Origin of the sequence: Paeniglutamicibacter sp. ZC-3, assembly GCF_025847175.2 — a bacterium.
Lineage (GTDB): Bacteria > Actinomycetota > Actinomycetes > Actinomycetales > Micrococcaceae > Paeniglutamicibacter > Paeniglutamicibacter sulfureus.
In genome coordinates this window covers 1-14,282 of the sequence record NZ_JAOYTG010000034.1, presented here as the reverse complement: position 1 = coordinate 14,282, position 14,282 = coordinate 1, and the positions used below count along the sequence as shown (strand labels likewise).

Sequence of the window (14,282 nt, the reverse complement as noted above, 5' to 3'; positions counted from 1 at the left end):
TTGGCGCACTTCGGCCAAAACTAGATTAGACATACTGATTGGTTTCCTGGTTCTCGCCCTACGCGATCGAGCTGACTTGCTCTGTCACCGTGGTACCGCTCCAGCCTGACACGTAGGGTGATGGCGCGGTGCGCCACTGCTGGCCACTTCGCAAGCGGTGGCCATACGAGTTTCCGGCCACCTCGTTTGGCTGTGGATGGCCTGACATTTCATCGCAGGCGTGTCCACCCACCCACAACACAGCACTTCGCCCACCGCCCCGACGCACATACTCGCCACACCCGCTACCGCGCATGGACGACTTGCGTGGACGGCGCCGTGGATGAGCTGACCGGAAAGCCCTGGGGGAGCGTTGAGAAGTTAGCCGGGGGTTTCAGGGAGTCCTGGGTACTCGCTCGCTCGCACCCAGGAACCGGGCGCCCCGCTGGCGCGGTGCGGCTGTTGACCTGATTCCCCTTCGGGAAATCAGGTGCCGGCCTGGCGGCCGTCCCCTTTTTTTCGGTTGCTGTCCTTCGGAGTCTATGGCCCGACACCAAGGGCACAAGCCCCTTGCTTCGCTGCGGGGCCAAGCGCCCGGATTATTTGAGACGCGCGACTCCGTCGCTTATTTCGCCTCAAATAATCCGGTCCCTTGCCCTGCGGGTTGCTGCTCCTTGGTGCTCGGGTCCGCTTCATTTCATTTCGCCAGCAACCAAAAAAATGCGGGGGAGAGACAAAGCGCGCAGGCTGGTTCCGCGATCCCCCTCACCCACAGATTGAGGAAAACAACCATGGGCCACTTGAGAATTACCCACACCCACGAAGCCGGAACCCTGATCGAGGGAACCACCAAGGGCGACGGCACCGCCGAAGTCCTCAAAGCCAACGGCTGGCGTTGGGGCCGCAGCATCGCCAGCTGGTTTGTCCCCATGAGCCGCGACCGGATGCCCAAGCTCTACAAGATCCAGGGCACGGCAACCGCACTCCGTGCGGCAGGGTTCGAGGTTGAAACGGACATTGACGAGACCACTCGCTCAACGGCGGACGTCGAAGCGGCAAAGATCGAACGCCAGGCCCAGCGCGTCGAAGCACTGGAAGCCAAGGCCCAGCGCAAGAGCACCGCGGCCGACGATGCCGAGCGTCGCGCCAAGGCAGCAGGCGACGCTCTGCCCTGGGGAGGCGAGCCGATCAAGGTCGGCCACCACAGCGAAAACCGCCACCGCAACGCCATCGAAAAGGCACACCGCGCCATGGGCGCATCGGTCGCCGCCGACCGTGACGCCACCGAGGCAGCCGAGGCCGCCGCGACGGCAGCCCACACCACCGGCGCACGCTACAGCGTGCAGACCGTCGCAAACCGCATCAAGAAGCTCGAAGCCGACACCCGAGGCACCCAACGCAACATCGACGGCCGCCGCGAATGGATCAAGGACGAAGCCGGCCGGGACATGCTCAGCAAAGAACCCATCGGCGCCACCGGCGCATACCGTGAGCGCCTGCTCGCGCGGCTAGCTGACCAAAACGATCAGCTCACCTACTGGAAGCAGGTCCGCGCCGAACAGATCGCCACAGGCAAGGCCACCAACTACAGCCGGGAAACCATCAACAAGGGCGACTACGTGCGGTACCGGTTCGGCTGGGCCGAAGTGGTGCGAGCCAACGCCAAAACGGTGTCAGTCAAAACCGAATACACCTGGACAGACAAAATCGAATACGAGGCACTGACCGACCACAAGACAGCAGCCGAATATGCCGAAGCCCGGGCAGCCATCAGCTAGCTAAAAGGAACCGGGGGAGGGGGCGCCGTGTGGGTGTCCCCTCCCTTTTCGCGGTGGTGCGGGCGGCCTCCGCCGCCAGCTCCCCCGGCCGCAGACGCTGCGCGATGGCCAGGTCCGGCAACATCGTCGTCTTTTACTCACGCACTCGTTTGAGTGAATGAGTCATGCATCATCTACTCCCCGCGGAATGCCGGGGGTTTCAGGGCGTCCTGGGTACTCGCTCGCTCGCACCCAGGAACCGGGCGCCCCGCTGACGCGGTGCGGCTGTTGACCTGATTCCCCGTTCCGTGGAATCAGGTGCCGTCCTGCGGCCGTCCCCTTTTTTTGGTTGCTGTCCTTCGGAGTTTATGGCCCGACACCCAGGGCACAAGCCCCTTGCTGCGCTGCGGGGCCAAGCGCCCGAATTCTTTGATCGGCGCTGCGCTTATTTCCTCACAAAGAATGTCGGTCCCTTGCCCTGCGGGTTGCTGCTCCTGGGTGCTCGGTCCGCTCATTTCATTTCGCCAGCAACCAAAAAACGCGGGGGAGAGACAAAGCGCGGGGCTGGTTCCGCGACCCCCTCACCCACAGATTGAGGAAAACAACCATGAACACCCAGAGGCTTGAACACGTCAACCCGCTGACCCTGACCGTGGACACCAACGTGCGCACCGTGGCCGAACTCGGAACCGAGTTCGTTGCATCTATCAAGGAGCACGGTGTGCTCCAGCCGGTGACCGCCCACGAAAAGGACGGCTCCCTGCATGTGCTGATGGGCCAGCGCCGCACGCTCGCCGCCGTCGAAGCCGGACGGGACACCATCCCGGTCTATGTCGTGGCATCGCCCGAGGAAACCGACCGCGTGGCAACACAGGTCGTGGAAAACGACCAGCGGCAGGAACTCACGCACGCAGACCGCGCCGAAGCATTCCACCAGCTTTCCCTGCTGGGCATGAGCCCCACCAAGATCGCCAAGCGCACCGGCGCACACAAGGAAACGGTCTCCCAAGCCCTCACCGCCAAGGCCAACGCCGCCGCCAACGCCTCGCTGGGGCAAGGGCTGACCATCGAACAGGCCGCGAAAATCGCGGAGTTCGACGGACACGAGGAAATCATCGCGAAACTGACCGAAATCGCGTTGGAGGAACCCGGCGAATTCCCTCACGCCGCACAGCGCCGTCTCGACCAATTAGCCGAGGACGCCGCCGTGGAAGCCGTCAAAGTCGAGCTGATCGCCAACGGAAAAACCGTGCTCGAATCCGCCGAAGTTGGCCACGAAGGCACCGCAAAATATGTGACCTCGTTGAACCGTCCCGATGGCGAACCCGCCACGGAGGACGACGCCACCGCGTACTTCGTGCGCGTGCTCTACAACGGAAACATCGAAGCGGTCGCCGTAGTCCAGGAATGGAAGGCGGCAGGCTTCACCGACCGATGGGGAAACAGCGGCAGTGGCTCCCGCTCCGGCCCCATGTCCGAGGAACAGAAGGCCGAACGCAAAGAGCTGATCAGCCGCAACAAGGACATGGACTCGGCCATCACTGTGCGGCACGAATGGATTACCACTCTGCTGGCACGCAAGACCGCACCCAAGGGATACCTGCACTTCGTGGCCAAGACCATCAGTGCCCACAGCTACGAACTCGGCCGTTCCAGCCAAGACATGGCCGCGACCTTCGCGGGAATCAAGGCCGAGGGATTCAGCCCCGTCAGCACGCACACCGCCAAGGTCGCCGCACGGAGCGAATTCTCCATCCTGGCCCTGTGCTTCGCGGCCTACGAAAAAACCCTCGACCGCAACGCATGGAGGAACCCCAGCAAGGCCACCCGCGAATACTTCGCGCAACTGATCGCATGGGGATACACCCCCAGCGAGGTTGAAAAGCTCATCACCGAGGAAACAACCACAGAGTAACCACACTGGGGGAGGGGGCGCCGTGTGGGTGTCCCCTCCTTTTTCGTGGTGGTGCGGGCGGCCTCCGCCGCCAGCTCCCCCGGCCGCCAGACGCTGCGCGATGGCCAGGTCCGGCAACAACGCGTCTTGTACTCACGCACTCGTTTGAGTGAATGAGTAATGCATCATCTACTCCCCGCGGAATGCCGGGGGTTCCAGGAAGTCCTGGGTACTCGCTCGCTCGCACCCAGGAACCGGGCGCCCCGCTGACGCGGTGCGGCTGTTGACCTGATTCCCCGTTCCGTGGAATCAGGTGCCGTCCTGCGGCCGTCCCCTTTTTTTGGTTGCTGTCCTTCGGAGTTTATGGCCCGACACCCAGGGCACAAGCCCCTTGCTGCGCTGCGGGGCCAAGCGCCCGAATTCTTTGATCGGCGCTGCGCTTATTTCCTCACAAAGAATGTCGGTCCCTTGCCCTGCGGGTTGCTGCTCCTGGGTGCTCGGTCCGCTCATTTCATTTCGCCAGCAACCAAAAAACGCGGGGGAGAGACAAAGCGCGGGGCTGGTTCCGCGACCCCCCTCACCCACAGATTGAGGAAAACAACCATGAACACCCAACGCATCGCCTACGCCGCATGGACCGACTTCTCCGAACCCTGCGACGGAGCCGCGCGCGCCCTGCTGGCCGCAGTCGGTCCCGAGAAAGGACTGGCGATAGTCGAACAGGACGCGACCATGACCGATTCGGAACGCGAGATATTCAACAGCCACAAGAGCACCAACGAACGAAACCTCGAGGACGCCCTGTACGTCTGGAAAGGCAAATACCGAGGCCGCGAACACGCCCAGGCAAGCCTCGCCTTGATCGAGCGCCTAGGAGGGGGATTCCTGACCCCCGAGGACGAAAACTGGCCGACCGCAGGCAACGACCCCCGATCCAACCCGATCGGCCTCTGGTGGCGCGGAAACATGGAAAACGGGATCCCCGAAACGCACCGAGCGCTGGCCATCGTCGGCTCACGAGACGCCACCGAATACGGACGCCAAGCAACCGTTGAAATTTCCATCCACGCGGCAAACAGCGGAGTAACCGTTGTCTCCGGTGGAGCCTACGGAATCGACGCTTGCGCACACCAAGCCGCGCTCAGCGCCGAAAACAACGAGTGCCCAACCATCGCGGTGATGGCAGGAGGCCTTGACCGGTACTACCCCGTCGGCAACGCCGACCTGCTCGCGCGCATCGCCGAACGGGGAACCGTGCTCAGTGAAATAGCGCCGGGCAAAGCACCGACGCGCTGGCGCTTCCTCGCCCGAAACCGACTCATCGCCGGGCTGACCGGCGCAACCGTCGTAACAGAGGCGCGCTGGCGCTCTGGGGCAATGACCACCGCCAACCATGCCAAGACCATGGGGCGAAACGTCGGAGCCGTGCCGGGCTCGGTATTCTCTGCCAATTCCGCAGGAACGCACCGCCTCATACGAGACGGAGTCGCCGACCTCGTCACCACGGGGGCCGAGGCATTGAATTTGTTGGATACCAACCACTAACCACGCAGTGGGGGAGGGGGCGCCGTTTGGGTGTCCCCTCCTTTTCGTGGTGGTGCGGGCGGCCTCCGCCGCCAGCTCCCCCGGCCGCCAGACGCTGCGCGATGGCCAGGATGCGTTGAAGGGCATCTTATACTCACGCACTCGTTTGAGTGAATGAGTAATGCATCATCTACTCCCCGCGGAATGCCGGGGGTTTCAGGGAGTCCTGGGTACTCGCTCGCTCGCACCCAGGAACCGGGCGCCCCGCTGGCGCGGTGCGGCTGTTGACCTGATTCCCCTTCGGGAAATCAGGTGCCGGCCTGGCGGCCGTCCCCTTTTTTCGGTTGCTGTCCTTCGGAGTCTATGGCCCGACACCAAGGGCACAAGCCCCTTGCTGCGCTGCGGGGCCAGCCCGGCAAATTCTGTGTCCGGCGCTGCGCTTATTTCCGGACAAACAATTGGCCGCCCTGCCCTACGGGTTGCTGCTCCTTGGTGCTCGGTCCGCTTCATTTCATTTCGCCAGCAACCAAAAAACGCGGGGGAGAGACAAAGCGCGGGGCTGGTTCCGCGACCCCCTCACCCATGAAAGGATGCCATCATGATCTCCGAAGAACAGCTCCAGTCAGTGCTGGACAGGTACGTATCCCCTGAGCTTCATGCGGATAGCGAGATGCGGACAATCTGCCACACCATCGCCACCACCGAGGAAGACCTAGAAAACAATCCCCACGGGGACGCGGTTCCCCTTGAATCGGATGACCCGGATGAGCCGCCGTACTACAAGTCGGCGCGGATGCTGTTGCTGGAAACCCTCGAGCTCGAAATCGGAGAACGCGACTCCGAAATCAGGAACCTCGAAATCGAAGCGCTCGAAGCCAGCATTAGAGCTCATGAGGCCTATCTCGGGGAACCAGACGACGAAGACTAGGCACCAAGGAACCCGGCGGGGGAGCGGCGCACCGAACAGGGGTGGCCCTCCCCTTTTTCCTGGTTGTGCGGGCGGCCTCCGCCGCCAGCTCCCCCGGCCGCCAGACGCTGCGCGCGGTACAGCCCCACGGCACACGAGCGTTTTCCTGTGCCCGGCCCGGGCGTGCTGACCTTCGGTCATGATGGCGCGGTGCGCCACTGCTGGCCACTTCGCAAGCGGCGGCCATGTGCTGGCCACTTCGCAAGCGGCGGCCATGTGCTGGCCACTTCGCAAGCGGCGGCCATGTGCTGGCCACTTCGCAAGCGGCGGCCATGTGCTGACCTTCGGTCATGATGGCGCGGTGCGCCACTGCTGGCCACTTCGCAAGCGGCGGCCATGTGCTGGCCACCTCGTTTGGCTGTGGATGGCCTGACATTTCATCGCAGGCGTGTCCACCCACCCACAACACAGCACTTCACCCACCGCCCCGACGCACAGACTCGCCACACCCGCTACCGCGCATGGACGACTCCGTGGACGGCCCCGTGGATGAGCTGACCGGAAAGCCGCGGGGGAGCGTTGATCAGTTAGCCGGGGGTTTGAGGGAGTCCTGGGTACTCGCTCGCTCGCACCCAGGAACCGGGCGTCCGCTGCGCGGCCGGCTGTTGACCTGATTCCCCTTCGGGAAATCAGGTGCCGGCCTGCGGCCGTCCCCTTTTTTCGGTTGCTGTCCTTCGGAGTCTATGGCCCGTCACCAAGGGCACAAGCCCCTTGCTGCGCTGCGGGGCCAAGCGCCCGAATTCTTTGATCGGCGCTGCGCTTATTTCCTCACAAAGAATGTCGGTCCCTTGCCCTGCGGGTTGCTGCTCCTTGGTGCTCGGGCCGCTCATTTCATTTCGCCAGCAACCAAAAAACGCGGGGGAGAGACAAAGCGCGGGGCTGGTTCCGCGATCCCCCTCACCCACAGATTGAGGAAAACAACCATGAAAAGCATCAAAGCAACCACCATGGCCGAGGTCACGGCAGTCGCCATCCACGGAATCGGCTTCATCCCCACCTCGTCGGTAGTTCTCATGCTGACGAACGACAGCGGACTGCTGGCCACCCTGCGCGTGGATGCCAGCCCCGAAGCACCCGCCGAGGAATGGGCGCAGCAAATCACCACGTACGTTCACCGCGTGAGTGATGCCAACAGCGTCATCCTGTTGAGCTTCGAGAACGATTTGGCCATGACCACCGCGCAGTTCCGCGCGTTGGGCGACACCTTGGCCCGCGCGGGATGCCCCATCAGGAACTCGGTGCTCATCACCGATGGATGGGTCATGGACTACGACGGCGATTCCACCGACGCGGTGGAATTCTCCACCGTGGCCGAATCCAACGCGGCACTGGCCTTGATGTTCAGCACCGCCAAGGCCGCGAAGATGGCCGCGGACATTCCGGCCTGCACCACCCCGGCAAGTGTCAGCGACCTCGAGAAATTCATCAACGACGCCCGCCATATGGGCTTCGAGGACGAGGAAACCCGCGCCGTGGTGCGCGGCACGCTGGCCGACATGGTCGGCGGCTACCGCCACAACGGCAAGGTCAGCCCCCAGCACGCCGCATGGCTGGCCGGGATCTGCACCAACAAGAACGTGCGCGACCTGCTCTTCGCCTCGCTGGCCACCACCAGCGACGACGCCGGAACGATGAGCGCCGTCCTGATGGGGGAGAAAGCACCGGAAGATTGGGAATTCTTCCTCACGGGTGCCGATGCAGTTTATACCGCGCTGGAATTCATCCCCGAAGCACACCGCACCGACCTGCTGGCCGGAGTCGGATGGACACGCTGGATCGACGGCAAGGGAAGCGAAGCAATGAAATTCCTCGGCCTAGCCCTTGACGCCGACCCCGAGCACCGCCTCACCACCCTGTTGATCACATTGATCAACACCGGCGAACTTCCGAGGTCCGCCAGCACCAAGCGCTAACCCAACCACTAGCTAGGTGGGGCGACGTTCCAAAACGTCGCCCCACTTAGCTACACTCACACCCAAAAGGGAGACCCACACATGAGCATCGACATGGCTTTTACCCACCATCCCACGCAGCTCCGCGACGAGTCACCTTGGGAGCCGCGGCTACAGATTTCGGCGGCGGCCTCCTCCGCAAGCTCCCCCGGCCGCCGCACCAGGGCGCTGCGCGCCCCGGACACCCCGGCACGGGGAAACCCTGACACCTTCACCCACCAAGGCACCGCGTACGAACTCATGCGCTTTTACCCCGGCGACGAGCCGGCCCGGGCCGTGCCGCACCACCGGGCCACCGCAGAGATCCCCACGAACAGCGGCAGCCTGGTCCTTCCGGTCGAAGTCACCGCCCGCACCACACACCTGGTGCACGTCGCCTGGATCGATGACACCGGGGAACTCATGGGCACCTGGTGCCCCACCGATATGGTGAGAACAGAACACGGACCAAGGAACTAGGAGACCACGATCATGGACGATGACAAGACCCCCGAAGCAGTCCAGGAAGCCGACACCGCCTACGACGCACTGCGCGCCCTGGCCCACCTCACCCGGGCAACCCACCCGGCACCGGTGGTGTACCGGATCCTGGGAAACCTCAAAAACCTCGGCCACTTCCTGCCCCAGATCTCCGACCAGCTCGCCCAGGGACTCGTGAAGTCCCTCGAGGAATACGACGTCACCGAAGACCAGGGCAAAGATCCTGCCGAAAGCATCATGCAGGCCGGTGAGCACCTGGCCCGGGCAGCAGAGTTGGCCGAACAACTGGGGGAGGAGCTGGCCAAGGCCCAGGAAGCCATCGCCGCACAGGGCTACCGGACCCCCGGCGACCGCCGCCGCGAAAGCGACGACGCCTGAGCATGGGAAGTCTGGACCCGGATGACTACCAGGACCTGCTCAATGTCCGCAACGAGCTGGACAACGTTCCGGTCCACCTAACCCGCTACCAGGCGCAGAAATGCGCCGCGACCATCACCGCAGGACAAGCCGGCCACATCGCCTACGCCGAAGCCACAAGCACCGTCGTCAAGTACCTGCAGGCACTCGCCCTGGACGAACTACCGGGAATCTCCCGCACCGCCACCGACAGCGCCACACTGTGGGAGATCCTCGATGAGCTGCCGTGGCCGGCACCCGGACCACCCAAAGGCCAATCTTCCTGAACAAATCAAGCCGTGGTAGTGGATCTGAGTGCCCCGAGCCGTTTGTAAGTGAATCGGTCAGCACTATTTTTAGAAGCAGACCGTTTGGCCAGTCTAGGTAAGGGGCCGAGGGGGTTGCATGCGGTATCCCCCTATAGTATTTACAGGTTCTCGCACTGTTATCGCATAGGGGTATCACAGGTTATCTCACAACACCCGCTGTGGCGGTAATTCATCGAAGGCTAGTGCGGTTGTCACATTGAGACTAGTCTGCCAATGTAGTCAATATGAAAAGCAATGAAAAGAAACCTGAAACAGTATCTGACCCAAATGAGGAAAAATCAACGCCGGAAGAAACACGTGTAGACCTACTTACGAGGTCTAAGCGATCTGCAGCCCCTATACTAAAGGACTTCGTCCAGAATCCAGATGGGAATCTGAAGGATCGTTCTGGCCCTCTGAGCGAATTCGTTAAGAATGGCGATCTGAGGGGACTACGAGCTTTCCTGCTTCTTCACGCAATCATAAGCAGTGGCGGAGAAAACGAGGATTGGAGCACTTCACTTCCTATCGGGGCATGGTCTCGTGCGTTCGATACAACTATTGGAGCTGAACCAGCTTCAGCCAGGGCTGCAGTCAGCAAAATTTTCAGGCGCCTGCAGGATAGGAATCTGATTACTCGCACGTCTACTGGAAAGAACCGGCTCGTGAAGGTCACGATCCTACGACCTGACGGTCACGGTGGGACATACACCCGACCTGGAAATAAGAATACGGACCGGTTTCTCAAGCTCGACTACAAGTTTTGGACCGAAAAACTCTACGAGCAGCTAGATATCTCCGCCACCGCAATGCTCCTGGTCGCGCTGCATGAAAAGCCTGGATTCGAACTACCCACCGAAAATGTCCCCAAGTGGTACGGATGGTCCGCCGATACGGCCGAACGCGGTTTCAAGAAACTTGAGGCCCTAGATCTCCTGAAAATCGATAAGCGAACCCGAAAGGCACCTCTGACCGACAGTGGTCTGACGACCGTTAACGTATATACACTCATTGGTGCCTTTGCCCACGAGGAAGCAGCTGAAGCGAAATGAGCGAGGGGCTAGATTCGGCGGACTCGTTTGAGCTGCATGCTTGGGTGGATGAGAGTATGCGCGCGGTTAATGTCGCTGAACCTCTCTACATGCTCGGTGCAGCAGTTGCCGATCCTTTGTCCTGCGATAGCGTACGCGATGATCTTCGCGCAGTGCGCAAAGGGGGCTCCAAGCTGCACTGGCGAGAGATGGACAATGCGGCAAAGAAGCTGTCGATGGACCTTATCGGCAGGATCGATGCAGCGCACATTGTGGTCGTTGCTGCGCCCATGGATCCTCGGCGTCAAGAGCGAGCCCGCGCCAAGTGTATGGAGCGACTGCTAGCAGAGCTGGGGGATCTCGGGGTAAGTACTGTATTTCTTGAATCGCGTACACAATCTCTCAATGCCAGAGACATGCGTCTGGTTGAACAGCTCCGAGGTAGCAGAGCAATGCCTAGGGCGCTGCGTGTAGAGATCCAAGTCCCGTCGATAGAACCAATGCTGTGGATACCAGATCAGATACTGGGCGCAGTAGGGGAAGGAAAAGCCGGTAATGACCGGTGGGTTAATAGCTTCTCAGGGCTCATCACGCGGCACTACATCTGATGTATCGATGTTAAGCGCGAAAGCCAGGTCCCGTCATTCGGCGGGGATCCTGGCTTTAACTTCCCAACCCCCCGGCAGGAGGTGGGCTAATTCAATAGAACCGCACTCTCAGCGCAGAGTCAAGGCGGGTGGCGCATAATGAAACCACGATCATAGTGATTGCGGAGTTCTCGTTGTGCTTGTGGTTTATAACGCGTCGAAAACTATACCCTTCACTGGTCGCGAAGCAGAACCCACCCGTGTCCTCGTCCCTCCTGGCGGGCCTCCAGCCGTCGTAGGGCCGACGCCCAGCACTTTTTAACGGCCTTCTTCCTCGTCGGTCCGTGCGCGCTTCTGCTCCGCCCAAATCTTTTCTGCTGCTTTTTGGTCTCGCTCTTCCTGGGCAATTGCTTCTGCCGGATCGAAAGGCTCGCCGTGCTCTTGGTTGTATCCCATACCGTGTGAATCGATGCTTGACATGTAAATATACTAATCGTCCAGCAACGTTTCGTGCGTCATTCATGAGGAAATGACTACTTGGACGAAGAATCTCCTTGGAAACCCTTTTACCGCTCAGGAATTTTGGCTTCCAGAATCTTCGAGGAAGCCATGCTAGTCGTGTGTTGCTATCTATGGTTTGCAAGACAACACAGCCGGAAATTGAGTGAACGCCCTCGAACGCTGGGCCTATTGACGACCCTTAGTGCTTTTCCACGTTTCATCAAAGGCCCTTTCCCTACTGCCCGCCTGAATCTCGGCGAGATTCCAAAACGGTTCCCGTTGCGATTACAAGCCTGCCTTGCGCCCCCATTAGCTAGTTTCATTCTGAGTAGTTTCGGAAAAGAATTTATTTTATGACTGTATAGTGACCAAATAGGTGGCAACGGTGTCGCCGATCTTAAGGAGCTGGTTTTGACCAAAACAATGCACCTCTTTGAAGAACACAACTCTGCGTGCGAACGCGCGCGCCTGTCGAGTTGCAATTGTTACTGCCACGGAGCTGGGCATCAGTTTGATCTAATCAAGCGTGCAGTTTCTTGCTCGGCGGCCGGTGACAACAATCTCGCGCAACTCCGTGATGACCTACACGATGTCTATGGAGGTTTTCATCAAAATCTGCGTGACGCTACTACGCCATCGCGTCGAAAGATCGAAGGCGTTGAGAACGTGCCTCTTGACCGCGGACGTGGGGCAACGTGGGTGGAGACGTTGCTTGTAGATGAAGGTCTTCATGCGGCATTTATTCAGATTGCCAACTCCAGCGTTGCGTTGTCAGATGCTGACCGGGAGATGAGAGTGGATTTCGTCGAACAGTTAACGGACGGCGCATTCCGCATTGTTGGCGGAGACGTAGAAACTCACAATATTTGCGATGGGCATCTCTGGTGCAGCATTGTTTCCGAGGCAAGTGCTTATCTGCCGAGCATTCCGGATAGCATCCCCTCATCGTCCGGGCACGGGAAAATCGCATATCCTCGAGAAAGCCGGGCGCGTATTCCACGAAATTTGGCGGGCGTCAGGTCGCCTGGTGTCAGCCATGTGGGCACCATTCTTGGCAATTTCGTTGCCCTTGCTGGCAAGGAAGAGATTCTGAGGCTCATGGGTGCGGCGGCTTGTCCTGACCTTTGGCATCATCCGGCCGCTGTGCGATATCTCCTTTACCCATTCGTAAACCAGCTTGGCTGGCCGACGAAAGAGACCACCACTCTGGCCGTCAAACCGGGTATCGGTATCCTCGAAAGTCGTTGGGACAAGCGAGGCAACTGGTAGCAGTACCAAGTCGAACGGTACTGAGGCTTCTCAGCTGTTCGTAAGGGTTTAGGCATTGAGGAGCAGAGATATACAGCATCCAGAAGGAATTGATGTCTTGGGGCTTTCGCTGTGCCGTACAGAGTGAAAGCCAGAGAGCCGGCCCCAACATCAACCGCGGCCAGCTCCTCGCAATTCTCATGCGGAGCCAGCATTTATGGGTCAACAATTGTCGGAGATGTCAGTGACTGCGGTCCTGCACACCGATGTGCATATAAAGTCCACCCTCGCTTACAGTTCCGAAATGACGCTTCAAAAGTAGAGCTTGGGGCTGATCGGCTCCCTGCACGCCGAACCTTCCAGATGCGGGGTGTTTCATGGGTAGTGGTCGCATCAATGGATCCGATGATGGGATGCTGGCCCGCGTGTCTCCACGCCGAAATCGAAGTGCGGTGAACCGCCGAATTTCGGGGAAACCAAAATTCTCAACATTGTGTCTCGTGTCCTATTTCTCAAGGCAGGCGAAATCCAACCGTTGATAAGACCCGGGGGAGTGGGTTTAGCCGGTATTGGTTGTGCGCGGGTCGGTACCGTGGAACAGAATGCCTTGGTGCGGATGTTCGCTTGTGGCAATCCGACGATCGTGATCGACAGCTCCTCGTCCCGGGGCCCGCCACCGGCCGGCCAACAGGATCTGCCCGGTGGGGCCGCTACAGCCTGGCCACCCCCGGGCATCCCGAAGGGACCATCCCGCAAGCCAGCGACCTCGTGTGGACGAGTGCCCAACCCCTCCAAAAACCCCGGAAACCTGGGGATTTGATTTTCTCTCGAAGCACTACTATATTTCTTGGCATGCGGGTGGGAAGAACGAATTACCCCCAGGTTGAGGAAGCTGCAGTTGCTTCCTTTGGGGAAACCCGCACAGCAGTACCTGGCCGTCGGACAGCTTGAGACGGCCACCGCAGTAATGAAGTACCAGCAGTAAAGCAGTAGCAGCAGTACCCGGCCGTCGGACAGCTTGAGACGGCCACCGCAGTACAGCAGTAGCCGGAGGGCGTGGTCGTTGGACAGCTTGAGACGACCGCAGCAGTACAGCAGGACCAGCAACCCCGGCAGCAAAGCAGTAAAGCAGTAGCCGGAGCGCGTGGTCGTCGGACAGCTTGAGACGGCCGCAGCAGTACAGCAGGACCAGCAACCCCGGCACTACAGAAGTACCAGCAGTACAGCAGTACAGCAGTACCCGACCGTCGGACAGCTTGAGACGGTCGCAGCAAAACCGGCAACACCAGCAGTAAATCAGTAAAGCAGTACCCGGAGGGAGTGGTCGCCGGACAGCTTGAGACGACCACAGCAGTACCAGCAACACCGGGAAGTACCTGCAGTACCGGGCCGTAGGACAGCTTGAGACGGCCACAGCAGTAAAGCAACACCCCATTGGGCGGGCTGGTGATGAATCCGTTTTCATCACCAGCCCGCCCCTTTCCGTTCTTGCCAAAGTTGGCGTCGCTCACCAGTTGCGCGCCACCGGGGCAGGAACCGTGTGTTTCGTCGATTAGAAATAGGCCATTTCGGCGCTAAGAAGCAGGCCATTTCGGCACGGTTCCAGGCCATCTCGGCAGTCTCGATGGAACCCGTCCAAAATCGTCGCTTTACCCAAC

12 protein-coding genes are annotated in these 14,282 nt (G+C 60.4%); 11 read left to right on the top strand and 1 reads right to left on the bottom strand.

Annotation, left to right across the window (positions count from 1 at the left end):
• Positions 1 to 770: 770 nt before the first annotated feature.
• From OIU93_RS20035 to OIU93_RS19990, 10 genes are all read left to right on the top strand, one after another.
• Positions 771 to 1,757, top strand: a complete 987-nt coding sequence (locus OIU93_RS20035; RefSeq protein WP_264271820.1) for a DUF3560 domain-containing protein — start codon at positions 771 to 773, stop codon at positions 1,755 to 1,757.
• A gap of 586 nt (positions 1,758 to 2,343) precedes the next feature.
• Positions 2,344 to 3,651 (top strand): ParB/RepB/Spo0J family partition protein, encoded by a 1,308-nt coding sequence (locus tag OIU93_RS20030; RefSeq protein ID WP_264271819.1) that lies wholly within the window; start codon positions 2,344 to 2,346, stop codon positions 3,649 to 3,651.
• A gap of 582 nt (positions 3,652 to 4,233) precedes the next feature.
• Complete coding sequence (dprA, locus tag OIU93_RS20025) at positions 4,234 to 5,175, top strand: DNA-processing protein DprA (RefSeq protein ID WP_264271818.1); 942 nt, start codon at positions 4,234 to 4,236, stop codon at positions 5,173 to 5,175.
• A 577-nt stretch (positions 5,176 to 5,752) separates the two neighbouring features.
• Complete coding sequence (locus OIU93_RS20020; RefSeq protein ID WP_264271817.1) at positions 5,753 to 6,082, top strand: hypothetical protein; 330 nt, start codon at positions 5,753 to 5,755, stop codon at positions 6,080 to 6,082.
• A 962-nt stretch (positions 6,083 to 7,044) separates the two neighbouring features.
• A complete protein-coding gene (locus OIU93_RS20015; RefSeq protein ID WP_264271816.1) occupies positions 7,045 to 8,034 on the top strand; it encodes a DUF4192 domain-containing protein in 990 nt (329 codons plus the stop codon).
• Between the two features lie 81 nt (positions 8,035 to 8,115).
• Complete coding sequence (locus tag OIU93_RS20010) at positions 8,116 to 8,532, top strand: hypothetical protein (protein WP_264271815.1); 417 nt, start codon at positions 8,116 to 8,118, stop codon at positions 8,530 to 8,532.
• A gap of 12 nt (positions 8,533 to 8,544) precedes the next feature.
• Positions 8,545 to 8,931 (top strand): hypothetical protein, encoded by a 387-nt coding sequence (locus OIU93_RS20005; protein WP_264271814.1) that lies wholly within the window; start codon positions 8,545 to 8,547, stop codon positions 8,929 to 8,931.
• A 2-nt stretch (positions 8,932 to 8,933) separates the two neighbouring features.
• Positions 8,934 to 9,236 (top strand): hypothetical protein, encoded by a 303-nt coding sequence (locus OIU93_RS20000; RefSeq protein WP_264271813.1) that lies wholly within the window; start codon positions 8,934 to 8,936, stop codon positions 9,234 to 9,236.
• A 266-nt stretch (positions 9,237 to 9,502) separates the two neighbouring features.
• Positions 9,503 to 10,309 carry a hypothetical protein gene (locus OIU93_RS19995; RefSeq protein ID WP_264271812.1) on the top strand — a complete coding sequence of 269 codons (807 nt, stop codon included), beginning with the start codon at positions 9,503 to 9,505 and terminating at the stop codon, positions 10,307 to 10,309.
• Complete coding sequence (locus tag OIU93_RS19990) at positions 10,306 to 10,896, top strand: hypothetical protein (protein WP_264271811.1); 591 nt, start codon at positions 10,306 to 10,308, stop codon at positions 10,894 to 10,896. Before OIU93_RS19995 ends, OIU93_RS19990 begins: the two co-directional genes overlap by 4 nt.
• 297 nt (positions 10,897 to 11,193) lie before the next feature.
• Here OIU93_RS19990 and OIU93_RS19985 read toward each other — a convergent pair whose 3' ends face one another.
• Positions 11,194 to 11,355, bottom strand: a complete 162-nt coding sequence (locus tag OIU93_RS19985) for a hypothetical protein (RefSeq protein WP_264271810.1) — start codon at positions 11,353 to 11,355, stop codon at positions 11,194 to 11,196.
• A gap of 432 nt (positions 11,356 to 11,787) precedes the next feature.
• Here OIU93_RS19985 and OIU93_RS19980 point away from each other — a divergent pair, with 432 nt between their 5' ends.
• Positions 11,788 to 12,645, top strand: a complete 858-nt coding sequence (locus OIU93_RS19980) for a hypothetical protein (RefSeq protein ID WP_264271809.1) — start codon at positions 11,788 to 11,790, stop codon at positions 12,643 to 12,645.
• Positions 12,646 to 14,282 lie beyond the last annotated feature (1,637 nt).